Here is a 22,905-nt window from a genome sequence, read left to right as displayed (position 1 = left end):
CAGTGATGTCCACGGTTCTGCCCGCGCACTGCGCGCCGTCGAACCGACGAGGTCACGTCGGGCGATGAACTTGCGGTAGAGCGTGGCGTACCCAATGAAGTTTGAGTTCGGCGTCGCGTTGGTGTTTGGCGAGTTCGATCTGTTCGGGGCGTCGGGCGTACTTGTGGTCCGCTTTGGCTTCGAACGACCCGGCGCAGGGGGAGGCCAGGTATCGACTGGAATCAGTCAACCGGCGGGTTCTTGGTTCGAGTCCAAACGGGGGAGCGCAACCCCAGGCCACGCGGCCTGGGCTTCTTCGTGTCTGGGGTCTAGGGCGATTTGGTGTCGATTGTGACGCCTGTCGAGTGGTCACCCTGAAGTGCCGCTTGTGCAGCGATACCGGCGTCCGGGTGGGCCCGACTTGGCGTTGGGTCTCCGGCGGGTGCGCGAGGCGCGGCGAAGATCGTGGCTGTGGCAGCGCTCAGTGTGCTGCTCTCGGATGGCCGGCTTCAGCGGTGTGGAGCACCTAGCGGAAAGCGGAGTCACTCAAGTGGAAGCTTTCTGACCTGCGAGAACGGCATCGGTGACCCCCTCACTGCCAGTCAGGTTCGAGCAAGGCGCTGACCTGCGGTTATCGAGAACCCGCTGGTCGACTGGAGCAGTTGTGCTCTGACCGATGCGGTTCGGCGTCGTTGGACGCGGTTGTAACCGACGTTGTGCTCCAGGATTGCTCCTGAAAAATTAGTGTGAGAGTTCGGGATAGTCGTTTTGATTGCTGTTGCGGAGTGACGTCGTCGCTGGAGTGCGTCGATCTAACGGGCCGTCCTTATGACGTTTCAGATAGCCGTTTGATCGCTGGGTCTGGGTGCGGGTGGCGTCCGCTCATGCCGACGAGCGGACGCAACCTGACCACGGCACTAGCGTTGATCAGCACCGTGCGTAACAACCCAGACGGAAGAAGCGACTGTGTGTGGTAGCGGAGGGAGGAGTCACGGTGGCGGATCAGATTGTGGAGATACGCTTCGGCGGGACCGAAGTACTGGTAGCGACGGTCTCTGTGGCGGGACGGAACCAACGTCGAAGCTCAGTGATGCCGACGCGAAGGCGTTGGGTGCGTTCAGCCGTGCACATGAGGTGAACGCGGCGATCACATGGTGAAGCTGACCGACCTACGCGCCAAAGGCCGCCCAGTAGCCGACGTGCGCGCGGATCCACGCATCGCTCGCTACCTCGTTCACGTCGCTAGACTCAGAGGCCGCACCGAGCGGGCACTTGCTTCCTAGTCGCACGTTTTCGACAGCAGAGGAGTAAGTAAATGACCGACTACGGACTCGGTTTGGCCGAGTCTATTGCCGCACTTCGAGATGAGCTTCACGCCGCTATGGCGAAAATGCCGCAGACCGGATTGCTGTTTCGTTTGGCTCCCATTGAATTAACCCTTGAAGTCGTGGTCACCAAGGTCGGTGAGGGCAAGATCGGCTGGCAGATCGTCGAGGCCGGAGGAAAATATGAGAAAGGCCGCACGCAGACTCTCAAGCTCACACTCGACCCAGCCTTTCGCGATGCCGCTGGCAGGCTCACGGAGAAACCATACGTCTCCGATGCAAGCCAACTCAGTCAGCACATCGGGCCGAGGAATGAGTCTGACGAGGAGAGCTGACATCTCCCGTAGCCCGAGCCGATGAGTCGACTAGCAACCACGGGCGGCGTCCGGCTCGACCGGGTTGTCGCCGTGCTAGCCACCCTGGCCGACGGGACCGAGCAGATCGGTTCCGGGTATATGGTCAGTCCGGAAGTCATCGTGACGGCCAAGCACTGCACCCTCGACAGGGTGACCAAGGAGCCGGCCGAGACCATCCGAGTGGTCAACGCTGCCACCGGCGAAGTTCGGGATTCGTTGCGGATATGGAGCCTTCCTGGGGTGGACATCGCCGCCCTTACCCCTAACACTGACGGTACTTTCCACTCTGACGACGTCGTCACCACCTACGGGCGGGTGGATCGCACACAGTCCGGGAAGTTGCGCGACTGCGTGGGAATCGGATTTCCTCGATTTCAGTTCGATCCACGAGCGCTGACTCGGGGGCACAGTGAACTGCACGGAGTGATCTATCAGACTGATGAGTCAGAATCGGGCAACCTGCTTCTCCGCGAGCCACTGCTAGAGACTGTTCGCATCGACGAAAGCACTGACGACTCAACGGCCTGGTCCGGTTTCTCAGGGGCTGTCGTATTCCGTGGTGGACTCGCATTGGGTGTCATCGTGGAGCACCATCGGCGGCAGAGTTCATCATCCACTCAATTGGTCACCTTCGAGCAGGTCGCGCTGCGGTCAGGTCGGTCGGAGCGGCACCATGAGTTTCGCGATCTGCTTGGTATTCCAGGTCACGCTGACCTTGTCGTGGCATGTCCGGACGCGGAGCCGGGTACGGACTCCGGAGCGTTGTCGGCTGGTGAGATTCTCCCGTTCGAGCTTGTCGATGCCCATTGCTCCATATTCGGGCCGGCGAGAACTAGGTCTCTCCAGCCAGCATATTCCGAGTACGCGGACGGGCAGGTCCGTATCGGCAAGCGGGGACCTGAGCTGGAATCTCTGCTGGCGGCTGGAAGCGTCATGCTCACGGGCGCGGGTGCGGCGGGGAAAACAACCGTGTGCGCGTGGGTGGGCGTCCAACACAGCCTGCGCACTGGCGATGCCTACTACCTTGACCTGGCTCTACTCGATGACTCGGACGACCTGGCGGTCCAGAACAGAGTGGTCGACCTGGTGCCCAAACTCGCCACCGAGCACTCGATTTTAATCGTCGAGAACACTCACCGGGCCACAGCGCTAGCCTCCACCCTGCACCGGCAGTGGTCCAGGATCGGGGCGCCTGGGCGCTTGCTGATGTCAGAACGCCTGGTCAGAAACCTTCGGCATCACAACGAGCACTCACTGATCGCAGAGCTGGTTGACGTCGTGTACGAACTGACGACAACGACGAGGGATCTGGTTCTCACACTCGAGCGCAACGCCGGGATCGATGCGGCCGAGACGGGTACGCTGGAGATTCCGCATGAAAAGGCAACTGAATGGCTGGCGCTGTTCGCAGGCGACCGAATGGTGTTCACGCTCGCCGTGCGCAAACACCTCGAGACCGAGGGGCTCGAAACTTGGATCCGCCGCAGCGCGACGTTGACCGCAGACGACTCGGTCGCTCACGTCCTTGACGAGTATGTCTTCCACTGGCCGGAGGCACGGCCCGATCTTATCCGGCTGGCTGTCGGGGCCTCCCTCGAGGTTGCGGTCTCTGAGGATGCTCTGAACTTGGACGCGCTGGAAGCGCCGTTGCGCGAGGGATTCGTGCACCGGACAGTCGACGAACGCAGGGCGCACCGCTACTACACCCTCGCGCACAGCGGTCTGGGTGCCCTCGTGCTGTCCGCGTGCCGGATGGAGAGCAAGTCTGATCAGCTTGATGTCGTCCTGGAGATTGTTCGCCGATCGCCAGCGACGGGTTACCAGTTGGCAGGGCGACTTGAGGAAGGTGGTGACATCGAGGAGGCCGTGGCGACGCTGCGGGCGTGCGTCCGGACCGTGCCAGGGCTGTTGGCGGGGATGCAGCCGACGAATCTGAAACGGTTTTCCAGGTACGGGATCATCTCCTTAGGGCGCATTGACCAAGTCTTGTCTGAGCCGTCGAACGCTCCGCTCAGCGTCGCGATGATCCGCGGCTACCCGGAGATGATCGCCCTCAGCTACCTTCGCTCGATTCAACGAAGCCTGCCCAGGTTGTTCGGATTGCTGGCTGCGGAACTGCGGCCGAGGCTGACGACTCCGCGCGATATCAGCAGGTTTAGCGAGTACCTGCTGAGCAACCTCGGCGAATCAATCAGACTGTTGAGCGATCTGCCAAGCCTGTTTCCCGACGTCGGTTTCGCCATATCTGGCGCAATCGCTAGACAGCTAGCGACTCCCGAAAACAATGAAGCCCTGACAAACGCGACTTTGCGTGACCTGAGTGAGGGTATTGATTTCTTCACCCGCTTTCCTAAGTTGTTACCGGGGCTTGGGGACAACGTCGTGCAGGCGGTGATCGAGCGTTGGGCCACCCCTGAGTACATCGATCGGGTGGCCCGAGCCTGCCTAAGCCACCTCGGCTATGCTGTCAAGTTTCTTAATGAAGTCCCAGAGCTGTTTCCGGAGGCTGGACGCGACCTCGCCGAAGCCGTCTTCGAGCGGTGGAACTGGCAGAAAGAGATCGCCCTGCTCGCAGATATGTGCACCCGCGACTTGAGCAACGGGATGGACTTCCTGAGTCAGTTCTCCCGGCTATACCCTCAGGTGGGCACCACTGTCGTGCAGGCGGTGATCGAGCAGTGGACCACCCCTGAGTACATCGATCGGGTGGCCCGAGCCTGCCTAAGCCACCTCGGCCATGCGGTTAACTTCCTGGAACACGTCCCCCAGTTGGCCCCGGCGGGGGGCCCAACCCTCATCCACGCAATCGTGGTGCACTGGAACACGCCATCGGGCATCACGGTCTTCGCCGACGCATGTCTCAAGCACATCGGCTACACCATCGACCTCTTCTACAGGCTGGCGACATTGTTCCCCGGCATGGGCAGCACGACCGTGCATGCGGTCGTCGAACGATGGAGTAGCGAGGAGGACATCGACCGGCTAGCCGAGGCATGTCTCAAGCACATCGGCAACGCCATCCACTTCTTCGACGGGATCTTGAGGCTGCTGCCCGACGCAGGCTCCATGCTCGCCGACGGTGTCATCACGCTCTGGGAAACCCCAAACGGCGTCGAGCGACTGGCTGACGCGTGCCTCAAACACTTAGGTTACACGGTTGTATTCCTCGATCGCGCGCCGACGCTGTTCGCCGACCGCGGGCAGACGATCGCTGAGGCCGTGCTGTCCAACTGGAACACCCCGGAGGGGATCGAACGGCTTTCCGAACAGTGCCTGTTCCATCTCGGGTACGCGATAGACCTATTGGAACGAGCCGCAAGGTGCTATCCAGAGGTGGGGGTACCGTTAGCAGACGCGATCCTTAAGCAGTGGACGACAACAATAGGGCTCGATCAGTTCGCTTCGGCGAGCCTGAAGCACCTCGGCAGTACCCTTGAATTCATCCACGGGGTGTCGACACTGTTCCCGGAGCACGGTCAGACGCTGCTCCAGGCAATCTCCGGTCACTGGAACACTAAACAGGGCATCTTGAGTCTTGCTGAGCTCTGCATGCGCAACCTCGGCTACGCGGTCGACTTATTCGAGCGGGCACCCTCGCTCTTCGGTCAGGATGGGCAGGCGTTGTCCGAGGCGATCATCGGCCGGTGGCATGACGGAGACGAGATCGGTCGTTTGGCGGAGGGATGCCTGAGTCACCTTGGCTACGCGGTGAAGATCATCGACCGATTTCCCCGGCTGTTTCCGGCCCGAGGGCCGGATCTCGCCCTGGCTGTCGCAGCGAAATGGAGCTCACCGACGACCTTCTCCCGGTTATTGTTCGCTGTGAACCGGTCTATCGACCGGGTCGCCTTCGTCACCCACGCCTCGCGCTATTGGCCGCAGCCGGGTCCCGGCCTGATAGAGCGGATGCGCGACGTCGCCTCGCTTGGCGTGCTTGCTAGCCCCTTCGCCACAATCGCCGCAACGACCGGTGTCAACAGGTTGTCAGACTACTACAGGCTGGACCAGAAGCTGTTCCACGGAGTGGTGCGCCAAATCTTCGTACAGTACGGCCCGAAGCCTTTAATCCACCTTGCCGCAGCCACCCTGCCGAGGTCGGACTGGCTGCTGGAAGAATGCGAGTCGGCGATGCCCGACATTGCCAGGGCGGTTCTTCCCATGCTGGCGGCTACCCCGACCGTCGAGTCCTATCTCGGCTCCGAGCGGGCGAGCATGCGCGTGGCGAACGCCTTTAAGGCGCTGGCAGCTGTCGCGCGAGGAGCATTGCCGTTCGCTGAGTCCCGGGCACTCGAGCTGCACCGCCTCTTGCTCGACGTGTTCCGACAGGGCTGGCACTTGAGTGCCAGGGTGCGACTCGTGGACCTGGTCCGGGCTATTCCGGCGGAGGAGACCGCTTGCTTGGTCCTGTCGGAGGAGCTGTCCACCGGCTTGGGGGCGGCGGCGCGAAGCACAAGTTGGCTACGTCGTGAATTCGCCGTCACTAGCCGTGGACAGCTAATCGACGCGGTGTTCGATCTGTGGTGGAGCGGCGCTGAGCGCACTGACGTGCAAGCCCTCACCCACGATCTGCTGGCGGAACGGATACAGGACGACCTCGACGTGCTCAACCTCGCGAAGCCAACGTCGGAGATCGCCTCGGACGCAGTCCGGCTGCTGGGTGCGGGACGGCTGTACGGCATACACGTGATCGTCCCGACCGGGCTGGTCACCGACACCACAGCCGAGTTGGCGCTTGAGGACGCCGAGTCGCACCGAACGCGGCGGCAACTGCTCCTCGGCGCATTGTGGCTTCACGAGCGCGGGTGTGGCAGGCCAGCGGGAGTCGAGCGGTTTCTTCCGGAGGTACTCGCCATCGCCCCATGCGAAACCCAAGCCGAACAGGAAATCCTCCGGGACCGACTAATCGAGTTCGTCCGGCCACCCACCTGATTCGATGGCTGAGTCAGCGCTACCGGTGATCGAGGTACCGATCATGACGCATGCACTGTCATGCCGCTTATCGGTCGCTCCGTGAACGCACAGGCATGCCGAATAGCGGATGTTCGGTGACATCGTCGGCCGGCTCCGTAACGACCGCACGGTGGCAGCTACAGGTCGTTCGCGCCCTGTCGAGGTTCGAGCGGATGGTCTGGGTTGTGGGGTGGTCGGGGCCAGGACTCGCTCGCTGTCGGCGAGGGCGGCCTTGTATAGCGGGTTGGCCCGGCCTAGATCACCACTGAACTGCGCCCAGCGGTAGTAGACCTCGTGGACCTGGTGGAGTCAGACCGCTCGCCGGGCGAACTGCTCGCGGAGTGATTCCGGGCGATCGGCCCCAAGCCGTCTTCGCGGAACTCGCCCGGAATACTTGACCGCCTACATCCGCTTTGGCAGTGGGCCTGTCCTTGTCTTTGTCCAGTGGTAAGCGGCCATTCGAGTGAGAACCGCCCATGGGAGCGTGAATCACGTTCATCATTGTCCGAACGGGGAGCTCGTGAGGGACCGGCGAAACCGGCGGGGGCGTGGTGATGACGAGATCGACGGCTGCGGTTCACCGTACGATCGTCGTGGTCGACGTCGAGGGGTTCGGCGCATGGCAACGGACCAATCACCACCAGCTCGCGGTCCGGCGCGGGCTCTACAGCTGCCTGCAGACCTCCTTCGACAGAGCCGGCATCCCTTGGGAATCCTGTGAATCGGAAGACCGCGGTGACGGAGTCTTCGTCCTTGCGCCGCCGGAAGTGCCCAAAAGCCTCTTTGTGGAGTCACTTCCCGCCCGGGTGGTGGACGCACTCGCGGAGCACAACCACCTGCACGGGCCCGAAGCCCGCATTAGGTTGCGGCTCGCGGTGCACGCAGGAGAAATCAATTACGACGACCACGGCGTCACAGCCGCGTCAGTGAACCTGACGTTTCGCCTCGCGAACTCTTCTGAGTTGAGGGCCGCCCTAGCAGGGTCGCGAGGCATACTCGCGCTCATCACGTCGAACTGGTTCTTCGACGAGGTGGTGCGGCACAGCATCACCGCCAGGCCTGACACTTACCGAAATGTGACTATCTCAGCCAAAGAGACGGTCACTTCGGCGTGGATCGCCCTGCCGGACAACCCCTACAGCGACATCGTCGACTCAGCGAGACAATCAAGGTCCGCGGCAGGCGCCGAACGCCGGGTGCTACCGGTGCCCCGGCATCTCCCGGCGAATACCGCCCATTACACCGGTCGCCTCGCCGACATCGCAAAACTCGACTCGTTGCTTGTCAAGCCCGAGGCGAGCGGGCCCGGAGAAGCCACGATATTCCTGATCGTCGGCGCTGCCGGTATGGGGAAGACCGCGCTGGCCGTTCACTGGGCACACGCTGTGAGGAGCCAGTTCGCCGACGGCGACATCTACATCGATCTCCATGGCTACGACCCGGTCGTGCCCACACCGCTCGAGCAGATCCTGGAACGGGTGCTCAGAGCGCTGGGTGTCACCACCCGGAACATGCCGGCGGACCTCGAGGGGCAGGCGGCGCTCTACCGCTCACTGCTGGCCGGCCGGCGTGTCCTGATCGTTCTCGACAACGCCGCCACACCAGAGCAAGTCCGCCCGTTGCTTCCCGGATCGGCCACGTGCCGAGTGCTCATCACCAGTCGCCACCGGATGTCCGGTCTGGTCGCCCGAGAGGGCGCCGCCCGGTTAACCCTCGATCCGCTTCACCCGACGGAGGCGTACTCCCTCCTCGAGCAAATCGTCGGTGAAGACCGGGTCGCGGTCGAGGGTGCTGCGGCTGCCGAGATCACGCGCGCATGCGCATACCTTCCGCTCGCGCTGCGCATCGCCGCCGAACGCGTCGCCGCGCACCCCAGACTCACACTTGCCGAACTCGCTCACCAACTGTCCGGCGAACGCGACCGGCTCGACCTGTTGGCAGCGGACGACGACGAGAGCACGGCCGTGCGCGTCGTGTTCTCCTGGTCCTATCGGGCGCTGCCGCCGGCCGTTTCCCATGTGTTCCGCTTGCTCGGCTTGCACTCCGGCCCGGATATCTCGATCCCGGCTGCCGCGGCGCTGACCAACCTCACCATCGAGCAGACTCAGCGCAACCTTGACGCTCTCGCCAGCGTGCATCTCGTCGAGGAGGTCGACCACAACCGCTACCGTCTCCATGACCTGCTTCGGTTGTACGCCGCGGAACGCGCCAGCGAAGACGAAACCGAAGCCGACCGCAGTGACGCCAAACTGCGTCTGCTGACGTGGTACCTGCATTCAGCCGATGCCGCCGACCGTCAACTCGCACGACGTCGACGACACTTCTCGCTCGGCGAACCACCCGTCGGCTGCCGTCCTCTGACCTTCGAAACCCAGGGGCGGGCTTGGCAGTGGTGCGAGGCAGAACGCCTCAACCTCGTCGCCGCGACTCGACAGGCCTCGGACGAGTCGCACCTGGAAATCGCTTGGCAACTCCCGATCGCGTTATGGGGCTATTTCACCCTGCGGACTCCCTGGGTCGACTGGATCATTGCCTACCGTATCGGGCTCGTCGCGGCTGAGCAGCAAGCCGACCGGAACGGATACGCTTGGCTGCTCGCGGGTCTGGGAATCGCATACCGCAACCTCCGCCGGTATGACGATGCGATCGACAGCTTTGAGCGCGCACTCGACGTCTGGCGCGAACTGGGCGACCGTTACGCCGAGGCGTGGACCCTGGGAAGTCTGAGCATCGCCTTGTGGGAGCTAGAGCGGTTCACCGATGCCTTGGCCTGTTCCCAGGAGGCTCTCACCCTGTTTCGCACAGTGGACAGCCCATACGGCGAGAGCCAGGCCCTGCACTGCTTCGGCGACGCCTGCCGCGGTCTCGGACGGTACGTCGAGGCGATTGACTATCTCCAACAGGCACTGCACCTGCGACGTGGGAGCAGCGACCCGGGCGGTGAAGCCCAGATCCTCAAAAGCCTCGGGGACACCTACCGGGACCTCGACGAACTCGACAAGGCCGAAGAGCACTACCGGCAGGCGCTGGGGATGTGGCGTGAGGCCGGCGACCGCTGGAGCGAAGCGAGGAGCCTCACCGCCATCGGGGACATAGCGAAGATCCTCGGCACTATCGACACGGCAGTTGAATGCTGGCGTCAGGCACTTGCGATCTGCGAGGAACTCGGTGCCCCACAGACCGCCGAGATTCACGCCCGGCTGAAACACGCTACAAACGCATCTTCAGACAAGACGCAATGAACTGACGAGCCAGTCGTGTGGTTCGTCAGTGCGCGAGCTGGACCAACATCATTACGCTCGTTGTCCCGACTCACGACGGCTCCACGTCGGCGGCGAACGTCGTGATCCACCCGACTTCGCGGACGTCCTTGTCTGAGCGGAAACCGCGCCATGCGGTGTGCCGCAGGCGTCCTTCGCCTCGGGTGAACTGCCGGTACACCACTTCGCCGACCATGACGCCCGTCGACCCCAATGGGCCCGACGGGCGTCCTGGCACGTCAGCTGGCGGGTGAACGGGCCGCGCGGCTGCTCTAACCGTTCGAGTCGGGCTTGAAACTCTTGTCTGGCGCGGTCTGTGAAGCCGGTGCCGACGTCGCCGATGTACACCAGGTCGGCGGTCTCGGGGTCGTAGGCGCCGAGCAGGAGGCCGCCGAAAATTCCGGCGATGCGTCCCTGCCCTGGCGCTGGTAGGCCGCAATATCTGAACTTGTCGAATACCCAGTCAGGGTGCTGCCAGCAGGCTGCCTCTGTCCAGGGACGCCGGCGTCCAGCCGCCACATCGCCAGGCGGATCACAGGTCCCCGGCCGCCTGTCGCCTCCGCCCGTTCGGCCAGTACGCGTTACAGAGCCCGGCGGCGCAGCACCGGGTCATTCCCGAGGTGCCGATCCTCGTTGGTTTGGGGTCGGGTGAATGCGGCGGGCGGTGCACAGAAATGTACGGATGGTCGACGTCGAAAGTGCTGGGCTTGGCAGGTGGGTTATGTGAGGCCTGGTTCGTGCAGGTAGGTGCGGCGTTCGTCGGAGTTGAGAGAGCGGGTGACGCGTGAGTCAGCGATGGCTCGGACCTGGTTGATTGGCCCGCATGCGTCACAGCGGGTCAGGCGGATCGTGCCGTCGCCGTGGGCGGTGATGAGGGTTTCGTCGAGCCCGAATTTGGTCTCTTCGACGAAGGTGCCGTGGCCGCGGAGCGAGACGAGTTCTTCTCCGGTGGTGGTGTCCCATATTCGCTCGCTGCTGTCATGTCCGGCGCTGACGAGCTGTCTGCCATCGGGACGGAATGCCACGCTCCAGACCGGTCCTCGGTGTCCGCGAAGGATTCGGGGCTGTTCGCTTCCGTTGGTGTTCCAGATTCGGATGTTGCCGTCGTCGCCGCCAGTGGCTACCGTCCGGCCGTCCGGCGAAAACGTGACGCTCCAGACCAGGCCTGGGCTCCCGCGCAGGACAAGGGGCTTTCCGCGGTCGTTGGCGTTCCAGACTCGCACCGTGGTGTCTTGGCTCGTGCTGGCGACGTGCCTGCCGTCAGGGCTGAACGCGATGCTCCTGATGGACGCTTCGTGCCCTTTAAGCACGATGGGAGCGCCCGTACCTTCGATGTCCCAGATCCGCACGGTCTCGTCGGCGCCGCCGCTGGCCACTCGTCGCCCGTCGGGGCTGAACGCAACGCTCCAGACAGTCTTCGTGTGGCCGTGGAGAACGGCGATGAGGGCACCGCTGTTGGTGTCCCAGACACGTACGGTTCGATCGCGTGACGCACTTGCCACCCGGCGGCCGTCTGCGCTCAATGCCACCGAGAAAACCTCGTCGCCATGACCGGTCAGCACCACCGGGTCCTGCCGCATTTTGCCCCGCCATACGCGGACTGTCCGGTCGGCGCCGCCGCTGGCGATGGTGTTTCCGTCGGCGCTGACCGCCACGCTCCACGCGGCTCCGTTGTGACCATCGAGCACTTGAGGCTTGCCGGGATAGGCTGGGTCCCAGAGCCGGAGCGTGCCGTCACCGCTGCCGCTGAGCAGCCGCCAGCCGTCTGGGCTGAACGCGACGCTCCACACCGGTCCGTGATGACCGTGCAGCAGCACGGGATCTTCTCCGTCGCCCTTCGTCGTGTTCCACACCCGGATCGTGTCGCTTCCGCTGTGCCCGCTGGCGATCCTTCTTCCGTCGGAGCTGAAGGCCACGGTCTCGACGGTTCCGTCGTCGGCGCGGAGGACCAATGGCGGTTCGCCTCCGGTGACCGGCCAGATCCGGACTGTCTGATCGGAGCTCGCACTGGCCAGCATGCGCCCGTCAGGGCTGTAGGCAACGCTCTCGACGGTGTTCTCGTGGCCGCTCAACACCACAGGTGGTGCGGTCGTGGCCAGCTCCCAGACGACGACCGGCCCGTCACCGCCCGCGGCGAGATGGATGCCGTCCGGGCTGAAGGCGACCGCCTGAGCGGGGCCTCCGCCGAGCGGCAGTGCGCGGGCAGGTTGTGGACTCCCGCTCGTGCGATCCCAGACCCGGACGGTGCCGTCGTCGCCGGCGCCAGCAACCAGCCTTCCGTCAGGGCTGAACGCGACGGTGGACACCACGCCGCCGTGGCCGCGCAGCACGAGTGGAGGCACGTCGGTGGTCAGGTCCCACACGGTCACGAGACCATCAACCCCACAGGCGGCGAGATAGCGGCCGTCCGCACTGAACACCGGACTCCAGACATAGCCCGTGTGGTCGCGCAGCACGCGAGGTTCCGGGGCGAACTGGTCCGCGCCACGCATGGTCCAGACCCGGACCGTGCCGTCGGCGCCGCTGCTGGCCACCAGCCGGCCATCCGGGCTGTAGGCGACGCCAAAGACCTGCTGCTGTCCCGAGACGACCCTCGCTCGCATCCGGGAGTCGAGCACGGCCTGGCGGAGTACAGCGGCGGCCTCAGCGGTCGGTTTCGTGTCATAGGCCGCCCTGGCCAGCAGCACGGCCAGTTCTTGATCGACCTGCAGCTGATCGCGCGCGTTGGCCACCAACTGATGCGACAGGGCACGCTCACGCTCATTGTTGGCCCGGCTCGCCTCCCGGAACGCGAAAACCGCGATCAGGCTCATCACCGTCACCCCGACGGCCAGGCTGATCAGAGCCAGCCGCGTGCGCCGCTGACGCGACCGCGTCTCTCGGGCTTGCCGTTCCCGGCTGACCTCCAGGAACTCCCGTTCCGCGCCGGTCAGGTCGATGATCTTCGCGTCCGCCGCCTCCACCGTGGCCGACAGCCGCAGCCCCCGATATAGTGCACCGTCGTCGCGGCCCAGCGATTCCCAGGTAGCGGCCGCCTCGGTCAGCTGGCGGTGCAGCCGAAGCCCGGCCCGGCTCTCCTCGACCCAACCTTGAAGCCGCGGCCACGCCCGGATCAACGCCTCATGCGCAATCTCCACGCTGTCGCGGTCCGTACTGACCAGCCGTGCTCCTGCGAACGCCTCGATCACGGCCGTCGCCTGCTCGATCGTGGCCAGCTCGGCACGGCTCAGCCGGCGGCGGGTGATCAAACCGTCCTGCCCGACGTCGACCATCCGTAGTAACACCCGCCGGGCGACGTCCCGTTCCTGCTCGGACAGCCGCTCGTACGCCTGCTCCGCAGTACGGGCCACCGCGCCGGCCACACCCCCGGCCGCCTGATAGCCGGCCAGAGTGACCATCGCACCCTGACGGCGGTGCCACGCCTCCCGCAGCGCGTGCGCCGCCAGCGGCAGGGCACCGGGCGAGTCGACCATCTCCGCAACGATCGTGGCTACCAACGCGCCTTCGACCCGGGCACCGCGGGCCTCGGCCGGTCTGGTCACTGCCTCGCGCAGCTGCGCCGGGCTCATCCCACCGATCAGCACCTGCGCATCCGCCAACGCGGCCGCCAGCTCCGGATACTCGGCGAACCGGGCGTAGTGATCGGCCCGTACGGCCAGCACCACTCGGCCCCGGCCACCTGGCTCCCGGCACATCGCCAATAACGCGGCCACGAAATCCGCCCGCTCACCCGGATCCGCACAGCTCGCGAAGATTTCCTCGAACTGATCCACCACCACCAGAAGATCACCACCCTCCGGCGTGTCGGGCAGGCCCTGGCGGACCATCAGATGCGCCCGCGCCGAGTCCTCGCGCAACTCGTCCAGCAACCCACCAGCCGGCACACCGGCATGCCGCGCCAAGTGCACCGCCAGCTCCGCCATCGGATGCGCGCCCGGCGTCAACACCACCACCGGCCCACCCACGGCCGGGACCAGCCCCGCCCGAACCACCGACGACTTACCGGCACCCGACGGGCCGAAGACTGCCAGGAAACGCTTCTCCTCGAGCCGGCGCACCAATTCGCCCACCAGCGCAGCCCGGCCGAAGAACAACTCCGCGTCCTGCGGCTGAAACATCGCCAGCCCTGGGTACGGCGAACGCTCGTGCCAGTTCCCCGCGACAGCCGGGTCCTCGACAGGCGCGACGCTCAGCCGCTCCGCCTCCCGCCAGCGCCGCTCCCACTCCCCAAGGTCACCGTCGCACGCGGCGACGTACGCGAGGGTCACTTCCAGCGTCGGCAACCGCCGGCCCGACGCCGCCGCCGACAAGGTTGCAACCGAATAGTTCACCCGCGCGGCCATCTGCCGGTAACCCGGCCTGCCCGCCTTCTCCCGCAGCTGCCGCAGCTCGGCTGCCATGTGCGCGACAGGGCCCTCCGACTCGTCCAAGGGTCGTTCCGGCCTCGGCATCCCCCGACCTCCCTCCTTGTATCACCCACGACGTCCATCGCTCACCGTCAATTGTCTCTGCGTTGTCCAGAGTTGTTTGTCTGACGGCCCCGGCCAGTACCCAGACAACCCGAGCGGCACTAGACAGGACCGGAGACACCGATCCCCATCTGCAACGGAGGAATGCAGCATGACCAGTAGATTCCGTCTTGTCGCCGCCGCGCTGGGGCGCTCGTCGTCGTGCTGGCTAGCCCGACCGCCGCCGATCCGTCCTGCCCGTCCGGCTATCACTGCGGCTTCAACACCCACATCGGCATGCCATCCGAGTTTTGAGCCGATCGCTGTATTGAACTCCAAAGGCACGGCGGTCGAGGACAACAATTCCAAGCTGGTTGGCGCGACGCTTTGTTCGTGACCGCTTGCACGCCCAGATAGAACAAGTCATCTCACCGAAAGGGATCAATGATGCGACCCAGGATTCTGCTCACGACCATCGGAATCGCCACAGCGCTCATCGTCCCCACTTTGTCTGCGACTCCAGCCATGGCTGGAGACGCAGTTTTCAGTATGCACACGACCAGTTACGGAGCCAACTACGCCAGCGTCGGCGGCGATCACAAGTGGGTACAGGTCTGCGACATGGAAAACGATGGACACGGCGTGCACGGCGAGTTCAGGCTCTCCGGCGGTGGCGTCATGACCAAGGGGGACGCGAATGGATCTGCCGGCGGCTGCGGAAATCAGACCGCGGGCACGACCATCACTTCTTTCCGGGTCTGCGAGACCGGGTACGGATGCTCCGTATGGACGCCTGTGCGCGACTAGCTTGAGTTTAACCTTCGGGTGGTGCTGCCTACCCTGTCGATCATGAGCGCGGCCCTTGGTCGATCATTCCTTCTTGCGACAATTGGAAGATCGGTCAAGGGCTGCGGTAAGCAGTTTGCCTGATGCCAGTGACAGGCGCGCCAACGGGGAGCTGGACGTGATTTCCCTGTTCTTGATTAACGCAGCCGAGACCGCCGTAGCATGGATCTTTTTCTTCACCGCTTAGGGGCCGTGGGTACTCGCGCGAAACTGGTTTGCGCTGCGCGGCGATTTGCCTTGGTCGGTGATGGCCTTCCCGGAGGACGCGCACCAGCGCGGCGTGCTCCGCCAGGCTGGCGGCGTCTACCAATTCCGGCACGCGCGGCTCCGTGAGCACCTAGCCCGCCGCTGACGGGTCGGATCGAGAGGAAACGTTTGCCGTGGGTGACCACGATCTGAATCGCGGTGACCGCGGCCTTCACCATCTGAGCCAAGCTGGGCAACGGCGGCTGGCTACGGCAGAGTGAAGATGTGACGTTCTCACTGGGTCAGTACCGGTGCTGTTGGCGGTGAGCAGCCCGGAGTCGGTGATGGTGCTGCGCGGCGATCTGCCGTGCCCGGGAGTCCGGGTCGGCCGGGTCGCTGCTTATGAGTTCGATATCCCGGAGGGGATGTACGTCCGCCCGGATGCCGGACGTCGGCCGCGGGTCTTCCTGCTGCTGGACGAGTCGGCCCAACTCAATCAGCCGGTGGTGTTCAAGCCGAGCCGGGCAGGCTGGTGGTACATCGACCTCGTCGAGATCCGAGAACAGGACGACACGATCCACGTCACCGACCACTACGTCGACATCATCGTCGGCCCACCCGGATTTCCCTACCGGACGCTGGACCTGCACGAACTGGGTGACGCGGTGACCACAGGCGCACTCACCACGCAGCAAGTCGCCCACGTACTGACCGCCACCCGGACGTTCATGGACCGACACCTGCAGGGCAAGAACCACTACGGGCCCGACTGGCCGGACTTCCCACCGGCCGCCCTAGCGCCCGTACTCGAGATCGAAATTCCCAGCCGCAGACCAGAAACACCCGCGGACTGACCGGCTGCCGGACGATCGGTGCTGAGGAAATGCCACAGTTCTCAGACCGATCTTTGGTGACATCGCCGCGAGACATAATTATCTCTAGGATTCTGTGGGTGGAGAGTCCAACGAATCCGGCACCCATCGTCCTTACGGACATGCAACAGCGAGTCCTGCGCCGCTGGTCAGCGGAGACGGACGGGCCTGCCCAACGGGTCGTGCACAGCAAGATCCTGCTGGCGTTGGCCGATCGTCGGACTGACGCCGACATATCGGCGGACTTGGGTGTTACGCGAGCTGCGGTGTCCGCGTGCCGCGTGGAATTCCTCCGTGGCAGACTCGACGGGCTGTCGGACCTCTACCCGGCTGCTAGCTCCCGACCGCACGACCAGTTGGCTGATGGACACCCACAGCCGACGACGAGCACTCCAGGGGCGGCGCCGCTTTCAACAAAGGCGACAGAGGCGGGACTTCCCACGACAGGAACAGCCAGGACGGACCCGTACTGAGTCCAGTCACGTCCGTCGCTGGACGCGCGAACCGCTTGCTCGCGCCGACGTAGTTTCACCGTGAACTCTTCCGCCTCTGGCAACGGAACCAGTTGGGTGATGTCCAGCCGCAGGCGATCCCCGAGTCGGTGCGGCACCAGTCGGACGCAGGTGATGTCGAGATTGTAGGTCGTGGTGAGCCAGAGAATCGTGGTGGTGATCTCGCTGCCGAAGCCGGCGGAGACCAGCACGATGCGCACTTCCCCGGACAGCACGGCTTCATCGCCGCCCGCGTCCTCCAGCCAGCCGGCTAGCGTGTCGCGGGCGTTGTCTTGCTGGGTCGGATCCACTCGGGCCAAGTGTCGTTCGAACACCTCGACCAGCTGTTCTAAGATCATCGACGACACCATGGCCGCGTACCGGAGGGCCTGCAGCTCCACGTGCCCGCCGTCGTGGGTGCGTTTGAGCTCCACCATGACGAGACGGCCTTCTCTGTCCACGCACAGCAGGTCAATGCGCCGGTCGCTTCCTTCGAAGTCACCGAACTCCTCGGCCACTACCAGCAGCGTGTCGTCGATGGTGGCGATACAGTCCCGGAGAAGCCGCTGCAGATCCCGACGCTCCCACACACCCTCCGTGGCGAAATCAGTCGCCGGTACCGCGACCAGCTCCTCAACGGTCATCTCGAACAACGTCATTGCTCCACCCTTCACGCCACACGTCACGATCCGCTAAAACGTCGCAGACTAGGAGCACCTTGCAACACGACGAGTAGTGTCGAACGGATTCCGACGTGCAAGCCTGGAGGGAGGGGTTCAGTGGGCCGTTTTCCGTTCGGGCAACCGGCGACGCGCAGGCCGCCGCGGGTCCCAGCGTCCGGCCTCGCCGCGCTGATCGTCTTGGGCGTCTATCCCAGCGCTCTGCACATCCAGTGGCGCAGGCCCGACGGCGTGAAGGTGGGTGCGCTGGCCGTGGACGATGAACCGACTGTGTTCTGGGACGGAGCAGACGCGGCATCGCGCATCAAGCGCTGGCAACACGCCGTGGGATGGACACCGCGCTGGGGATCAGTGGCTGCAGCGGGTGGAAACGGCAGCTCCGGGCGCCATGTCGTCGACCACGTCCTGACCCCGCTCGGTGTCACTCCCGACGAGGTCTGCTTCACTGATTGCCTCCCGACCTACTTCGTCAAGTCCGGCGCCTCGTCTCAGGCCGCAGCCATACGCAGTGTCTATGACCCGTTCACCGTCGACCAGCACCCGCCGCTGCCGCGCGCCGATCTGCCTTCCCGCCCATCTCCGGCCGCGCTCGTACGCCGCGCGGTCACCGAGGAAGGTCCCACGCTGTGCGCGCAGATCACAGACGCTGGCGCACCGACGATCGTGACACTCGGTCAAGAAGCCGCGGACGTTCTGGCCGCGATCGCGTACGCCGATCGCGTGAGGCTCACAATCAACGCAGACTACGGTCGCGCGCGGGCGATTACGGTCAACGGCCGGCAGATGCAATGGCTGCCGCTGATCCACCCAGGAAATCGCAGTCAGAGCTGGAAAACCCAGCACCAACAGTGGACGCAGGCGATGGCCACCGGTGGGCCGCTGAACAGCTCATCCGCTGTATAACCAGCCACCCATCGCACGGCGTTCCCGAACACCTCCACAGCAACACCAGCATGGTTGCGGAACGCACGCTCACGCCGCATAGCGGGCGCTGGTCTGGGTGCCCGCTATGCGGCATGAGAGTGCGTTGGTGCTGAATGGTTTAGGCGGCGATCGCAGCAGCCTGCTCGGTTGAGTGACGGTGGTGTTCAACGGTCCGGAGCGGAGGCCGGGTTCGCCGGCAAGGGCCATGGGCAGCCGGTGATGGTCACTGTGTCGATGTGGTGGTGCGGTGCGGCGTCGTGAGGTAGCTCATCGGCGGTTATCAGCCATTCGTCGGCCGAGGACGCGACGGCCACGTCGCCGACATCGAATCTGAGGAGAACTCCGCCCACGGATGGCTCTGCGGACGACTGCCGGATCAAGGTGGCATCGCGAAGTCGGAAGCCGACGAACCTCGTGAGAAAGCTTGGTGCCTGGGCGGGACCGACTTTGCCTTCGCCGTACTCGCCCATGTCATAGGAGCTAGGGGGCATTGAGTCTTCCAGGTGAAGCAGCTCGCCAGTGCCGTGCAGCCGCAGGACAGGTGCGTGGCGAAAATGCAACCAGAACCTCAGCAGTGCGTTCTGCTCGCCTTGATACCAGTGCCACTCTTCGGTCACCGACGCCGACAGCGCGCGGTAGGTGATGACGTTCGCGACCTGCGCGGCGTGCAGGCGGCCGTGGGTGTCGTAGACGTACTGGATCACCTCTTCGCGGCGGTCGGACTCGATGTCGACGTCTTCACCGGACTAACATCGAGATGACAGATCCCTGTTCAGCAAGTGCATCGTGTCCGCCCGCTCTCCCCGAGTTGAATCCTCAGCCAGCTTGTTGGCCTGATGGAATGCCAGCGCACGCCCAGCGGCATGAGCGTGCGTTGCAGCGTGGTCGCCTCACAGGGAATTCCGTTGGCTCCACTGTATGGCGTGTTCGAGGGAGTTGGCGCTCGTACCACGACTGCCTCAGTGTCCGAGATCGTCGGCCCTCGGCTCGCCTGGGTGGGACGCTGCCAGCCGCTGGAGCTCTTCCTCGGAGATCGGGAGCGTGGTGTACTCGAGCAGCAGCCTGCTGGTCGGCCGCCAGCCTTCCGGTGTCCACAGCTCGTATTCGAGTTCATACGGGTTCGGCAGGCGCTTGGCCAGGAAGAGGACGTTGCCGAGATCGTGGACGTCATCCCCTTTGCGGAAGACTGCTTGGTAGTCGTGGGCCCGGCCGCGGAACGCGCGCGATCTCCCCATCATCGCAGCGACGTTGAGTGCGATGCGGAAGTGCCGCTCGCCGAACTCCACGACCCACCAGCCGGGCTCCAGCCGCCCGAGCACGTCGGTGTGCTGCCAGCCGAGGTCGTCGGGGGTCTCGTCGGCCGATCCGGTGCGGCGAACGAGATCGTGGACGTAGTACCCGTCTTTGGTGGCGAGGCCGTGCCACACGTCGAAGTACCTGGCCTCGGCGGTCTCCCGTCCGCGGATGGTCCGTTCCAGATCCTCGCGGCCGACCGGCAGCACGACCCTGTCCCGCGGCTCCTTCCCCTGCACCCACCTACCCTCTTTCAGGTAGGTCTCCCATTCGCCGTCGCCGCTTGAGGGGCAGCGGATCAGCGCGTGCGCGCGGTCGAGGTCCGCGACGTCGTCCAGCTTCTCGAACTCCGCGAAGTAGTAGTGGCCCTTCACCTGTTCGGCTCGTCGCCGTGCCGCCAGCAGAGCGACGATGCCCGTAAGGCTGTCCCGTTCGAAGGGCGCCAGCGGCAACGCGTAACGGTGTTCCGGCAGCAACTCGTCGACCACGGCGCACGCGGAGCGCAGGTCGACCATGTCGGCCTCGTGCCGGAACACCGCGAAGCCGCCGCCTTCGAACCCGTCCCGCCGCTCGTGCTTCGCGGGCCCGCGGTCGTCGGCCACTTGCCTGAGCCTCTCTAGCTCTGCGGTGCTCACCTCGCGGTAGTCCTCGTAGGAGTTCCGGTCGCCGGTTCTCGACAGACCATCGCTTCGCGTCCACACGCCGTGCCCGACGTACTTCTGCTCGTCGTGAGAGCCGATGCTGCGGTAGAGGTCCTTGGCATTACCGACATCGGACATGGCGCGTTGGGATTCGAACAACGCGAAGTAGCGGTAGCCGGCCAGATAGCGCTCGAACACGCGATCACCCCCAAAGTGATCATCAGATCTTAGCGAGCAGACCGGCGGCCGGGACGCATACCGGGGCTCTCCATCCGGAGACACAGATCACGTGACTGCCTGCGAGGAGGCCGAAACGCAGACCAGCGCATGAGCCCGCCGCGAGCGGTCTTGGGCCCCGAGCATCCGACGACCGAAAGTTCTCCGCTCGAATCGCCGACGTCCGCTCATCGGCAAGACAGTGCGTTGGGTATCAGGTTGCGGACGCCATGTACGCCGCCAGGATGTAGTTCGGGTGCCGGTCGAGGTTCTTGCGGGCGCGGTCGTAGCGCATGGTCGTGCGTGGGTCGGCATGGCGGGCTGCGATCTGGACGTCGCGGAGGTCGACACCCGCGTCGAGCATTGTGGTGACGAAGGTGTGGCGGAGCATGTGCGGGTGCATCCGCGGCAGCCGCACCACCGAGGCCTCGGCCAACCGGCGGAGCCGCCGGGTTGCGCAGTGCCGGTCCATGCGGACGCCTCGTCGGTTGAGCAGGATCGGACCGTGATCGCGGTCTCCAACGGCTCGGTCGATAGCCCATCCGACCGCCGGCGGTAGGGGCACCAGCACGACCTTGCTGCCCTTGCCGACCACCCGCAGCACCCGATGTCCATGCTCCTCGCCGATGTCGCCGATGTCTGCGCCGCAGGCCTCGAATACCCGGAGACCAAGTAGGCCGAGCATCGCGACCAGTGCGAAGTCGAACGGGTTGACCGATTCCCGGGCCGCGGTCAGCAGGGCCTCGAACTGCAGGTGTGACAGGCCGAGGGTCGGTGACTCGTTGGGCACCACGGGGCGTCGGACGTACTCCGCCGGCGAGTGCTCGAGCACGGCGTCGATGACGCAGGTGCGGTAGAAGCCAGTGACCACTGACATCCTGCGTGACACCGTGGAGGGCTTAAACCGTCGCACCTCCTGCATCCAGCGCACGTACAGCTCAATCTGCGCCCGGCGCGCTGCCAGCGGAGCGAGGTCGCGTTCGCCGCACCAGGTGAAGAAGACCCGCAGGTCCGACTCCGAATGCGTCCGCGACACACCCGAGTAGCGTCCGAGGTACGCCGCAACCGCCAGTCGTAACACAGTTTCGTCCAGGTCTGAGGGCTCCATGACCTCAGATGCTGGGAGAAATCGCTCCTTACACAAGACCGGGGAGCGCCACCTGCGGCATGACAGGACGTTTACGGAGGGTGGTCGAACATGTAACGAGGCTGCGGTGGTAAACGACAGTTCACCAAGCTGAAGTCGCGGTGGGGCGGCCCGGAATCGATGTGGGGGGCAAGCTGTGACCGAGCTCGTCGAGGTGAGTTCCGGCGAGAACCCGGTATTGGACGTCGTTTTCGTGCACGGCCTCGATGGCGACTCTCGTAAGAGCTGGTCGGCGAAGCGGAAGAGTACGTTCTGGCCGGAGTGGCTCGGGCGGGACATCGAAGGATTGGCTGTCTGGTCGCTGGGGTATGCCGCGGCGTCGAGCCGCTGGTTAGGTCACGCGATGCCAATCCAGGATCGGGCGGTCAACCTGCTGGCCCACCTGGAAAGTCACGGGGTCGGGCAACGCCCGCTGTGCTTCGTCACCCACAGTATGGGCGGGCTGGTGGTCAAGGAGATGCTGCTGCACGCGGCCGACGGTCGCGCCGACTACACCGAGTTCGCCACCGCCACCCGCGGGGTGGTCTTTCTGGCCACCCCGCACACCGGCTCCGACGTCGTCACCATGGCTGTCGTCAAGGCGTTATCCATCATCTACCGCAAGACGCCAGCGGTCGACGCCCTGGAACGCAACAGCACTCATCTACGGCAGCTCAACACCAGATACCGCAACTGGGCTGTACACCCGACAACGAATATCGAGCACAAGATCTTCTACGAGACCCGCCCGACCAAGGGTGTGCAGGTTGTCGACGCGGGCTCGGCCGACCCCGCCATCCCGGGCCAGACACCGATCCCAGTGGACGCGGACCACATCGACATCTGCAAGCCCAGTGCTCCCAGCGACCTGGTTTACAGCCAGGTCAAACGCTTCATCACCGGAATCGTCACGGCACTGCAGGCCAGGCCTGGTGCCACCGGCCAGCAAGAGACCCTCCGTCAGCCTCGGCTTAACGAGACCCCTCAGGGTCTATCCCATGATCGGTGTTTCCGGCGTTGTTGATCAGTAGGTTTCAGCTCCCGGCCAGCGGTCACCGAACGTGATGGCGAACGCGTTGATCACTGGCTTCCAACGCATCGTCCATCGGGCGCGGCCCGTCCCGGTCGGGTCCAGGCTGCGGGTCACAAGGTACAGGCACTTCATCGCGGCCTGCTCGGTCGGGAAATGCCCGCGCGCGCGGATCGCTCGCCGATAGCGGGCGTTCAGCGACTCGATCGCGTTCGTGGAGCAGATCATCGTCCGGATCTCGACGTCGTAGTCGAGGAACGGCGTGAACTCATCCCAGGCATT

Annotated in this window: 13 protein-coding genes and 2 pseudogenes; 7 read left to right on the top strand and 8 right to left on the bottom strand. The window is 64.6% G+C overall.

Annotated features, from left to right (window positions below; genetic code table 11):
- The first annotated feature begins 1,294 nt into the window (after positions 1 to 1,294).
- The 3 genes from ACZ5IK_RS16990 to ACZ5IK_RS16980 all read left to right on the top strand — a co-directional run bounded on the left by ACZ5IK_RS16990 (position 1,295) and on the right by ACZ5IK_RS16980 (position 9,852).
- Entirely contained in the window at positions 1,295 to 1,639 is a 345-nt protein-coding gene (locus ACZ5IK_RS16990; RefSeq protein ID WP_465488527.1) for a trypco2 family protein, read from the top strand.
- A 21-nt stretch (positions 1,640 to 1,660) separates the two neighbouring features.
- A complete protein-coding gene (locus tag ACZ5IK_RS16985; protein ID WP_465488526.1) occupies positions 1,661 to 6,589 on the top strand; it encodes a hypothetical protein in 4,929 nt (1,642 codons plus the stop codon).
- 614 nt (positions 6,590 to 7,203) lie between these two features.
- Entirely contained in the window at positions 7,204 to 9,852 is a 2,649-nt protein-coding gene (locus ACZ5IK_RS16980) for an ATP-binding protein (RefSeq protein WP_465488525.1), read from the top strand.
- 70 nt (positions 9,853 to 9,922) lie between these two features.
- On the opposite strand, the gene ACZ5IK_RS16975 is transcribed toward ACZ5IK_RS16980, so the two are convergent.
- The 3 genes and pseudogenes from ACZ5IK_RS16975 to ACZ5IK_RS16965 all read right to left on the bottom strand — a co-directional run bounded on the left by ACZ5IK_RS16975 (position 9,923) and on the right by ACZ5IK_RS16965 (position 14,270).
- Positions 9,923 to 10,066 carry a hypothetical protein gene (locus ACZ5IK_RS16975; RefSeq protein ID WP_465488749.1) on the bottom strand — a complete coding sequence of 48 codons (144 nt, stop codon included), beginning with the start codon at positions 10,064 to 10,066 and terminating at the stop codon, positions 9,923 to 9,925.
- A 26-nt stretch (positions 10,067 to 10,092) separates the two neighbouring features.
- Positions 10,093 to 10,389 (bottom strand): annotated as a pseudogene (locus ACZ5IK_RS16970) (ATP dependent DNA ligase); the annotation flags it as partial.
- A gap of 200 nt (positions 10,390 to 10,589) precedes the next feature.
- Positions 10,590 to 14,270, bottom strand: a complete 3,681-nt coding sequence (locus ACZ5IK_RS16965) for an nSTAND1 domain-containing NTPase (protein WP_465488524.1) — start codon at positions 14,268 to 14,270, stop codon at positions 10,590 to 10,592.
- 220 nt (positions 14,271 to 14,490) lie between these two features.
- On the opposite strand from ACZ5IK_RS16965, the gene ACZ5IK_RS16960 reads away from it, so the two are divergent.
- The gene (locus tag ACZ5IK_RS16960) at positions 14,491 to 14,715 is read left to right on the top strand and encodes a hypothetical protein (protein ID WP_465488523.1); all 225 of its coding nucleotides are present in this window, start codon (positions 14,491 to 14,493) and stop codon (positions 14,713 to 14,715) included.
- Between the two features lie 958 nt (positions 14,716 to 15,673).
- A complete protein-coding gene (locus ACZ5IK_RS16955; protein WP_465488522.1) occupies positions 15,674 to 16,204 on the top strand; it encodes a DUF402 domain-containing protein in 531 nt (176 codons plus the stop codon).
- A gap of 340 nt (positions 16,205 to 16,544) precedes the next feature.
- Here the strand turns inward: ACZ5IK_RS16955 and ACZ5IK_RS16950 are convergent, their stop codons facing one another.
- Complete coding sequence (locus ACZ5IK_RS16950; RefSeq protein WP_465488521.1) at positions 16,545 to 17,372, bottom strand: hypothetical protein; 828 nt, start codon at positions 17,370 to 17,372, stop codon at positions 16,545 to 16,547.
- A 120-nt stretch (positions 17,373 to 17,492) separates the two neighbouring features.
- On the opposite strand from ACZ5IK_RS16950, the gene ACZ5IK_RS16945 reads away from it, so the two are divergent.
- Positions 17,493 to 18,296, top strand: coding sequence for a hypothetical protein (locus ACZ5IK_RS16945; RefSeq protein WP_465488520.1), 804 nt, complete (start codon positions 17,493 to 17,495; stop codon positions 18,294 to 18,296).
- Positions 18,297 to 18,937: 641 nt separating this feature from the next.
- Here the strand turns inward: ACZ5IK_RS16945 and ACZ5IK_RS16940 are convergent.
- The 3 genes and pseudogenes from ACZ5IK_RS16940 to ACZ5IK_RS16930 form a co-directional block, all read right to left on the bottom strand.
- A pseudogene (locus tag ACZ5IK_RS16940) lies at positions 18,938 to 19,054 on the bottom strand (hypothetical protein); the annotation flags it as partial.
- A gap of 222 nt (positions 19,055 to 19,276) precedes the next feature.
- Positions 19,277 to 20,449, bottom strand: a complete 1,173-nt coding sequence (locus ACZ5IK_RS16935; protein WP_465488519.1) for a hypothetical protein — start codon at positions 20,447 to 20,449, stop codon at positions 19,277 to 19,279.
- A 232-nt stretch (positions 20,450 to 20,681) separates the two neighbouring features.
- Positions 20,682 to 21,575 (bottom strand): tyrosine-type recombinase/integrase, encoded by an 894-nt coding sequence (locus ACZ5IK_RS16930; RefSeq protein ID WP_465488518.1) that lies wholly within the window; start codon positions 21,573 to 21,575, stop codon positions 20,682 to 20,684.
- Positions 21,576 to 21,750: 175 nt separating this feature from the next.
- Between ACZ5IK_RS16930 and ACZ5IK_RS16925 the strand changes: the two genes are divergently transcribed.
- On the top strand, positions 21,751 to 22,617 hold the full coding sequence (locus ACZ5IK_RS16925; RefSeq protein WP_465488517.1) for an esterase/lipase family protein: 867 nt from the start codon (positions 21,751 to 21,753) through the stop codon (positions 22,615 to 22,617).
- On the opposite strand, the gene ACZ5IK_RS16920 is transcribed toward ACZ5IK_RS16925, so the two are convergent.
- On the bottom strand, positions 22,618 to 22,905 hold a 288-nt coding region (locus ACZ5IK_RS16920), incomplete at its 5' end, for a transposase (protein ID WP_465488516.1).

The sequence above is a fragment of the Amycolatopsis sp. NPDC031561 genome, assembly GCF_055580625.1.
The sequence above is the reverse complement of the archived record's forward strand: the minus strand, read 5'-3'. Positions and strand labels throughout refer to the sequence as shown.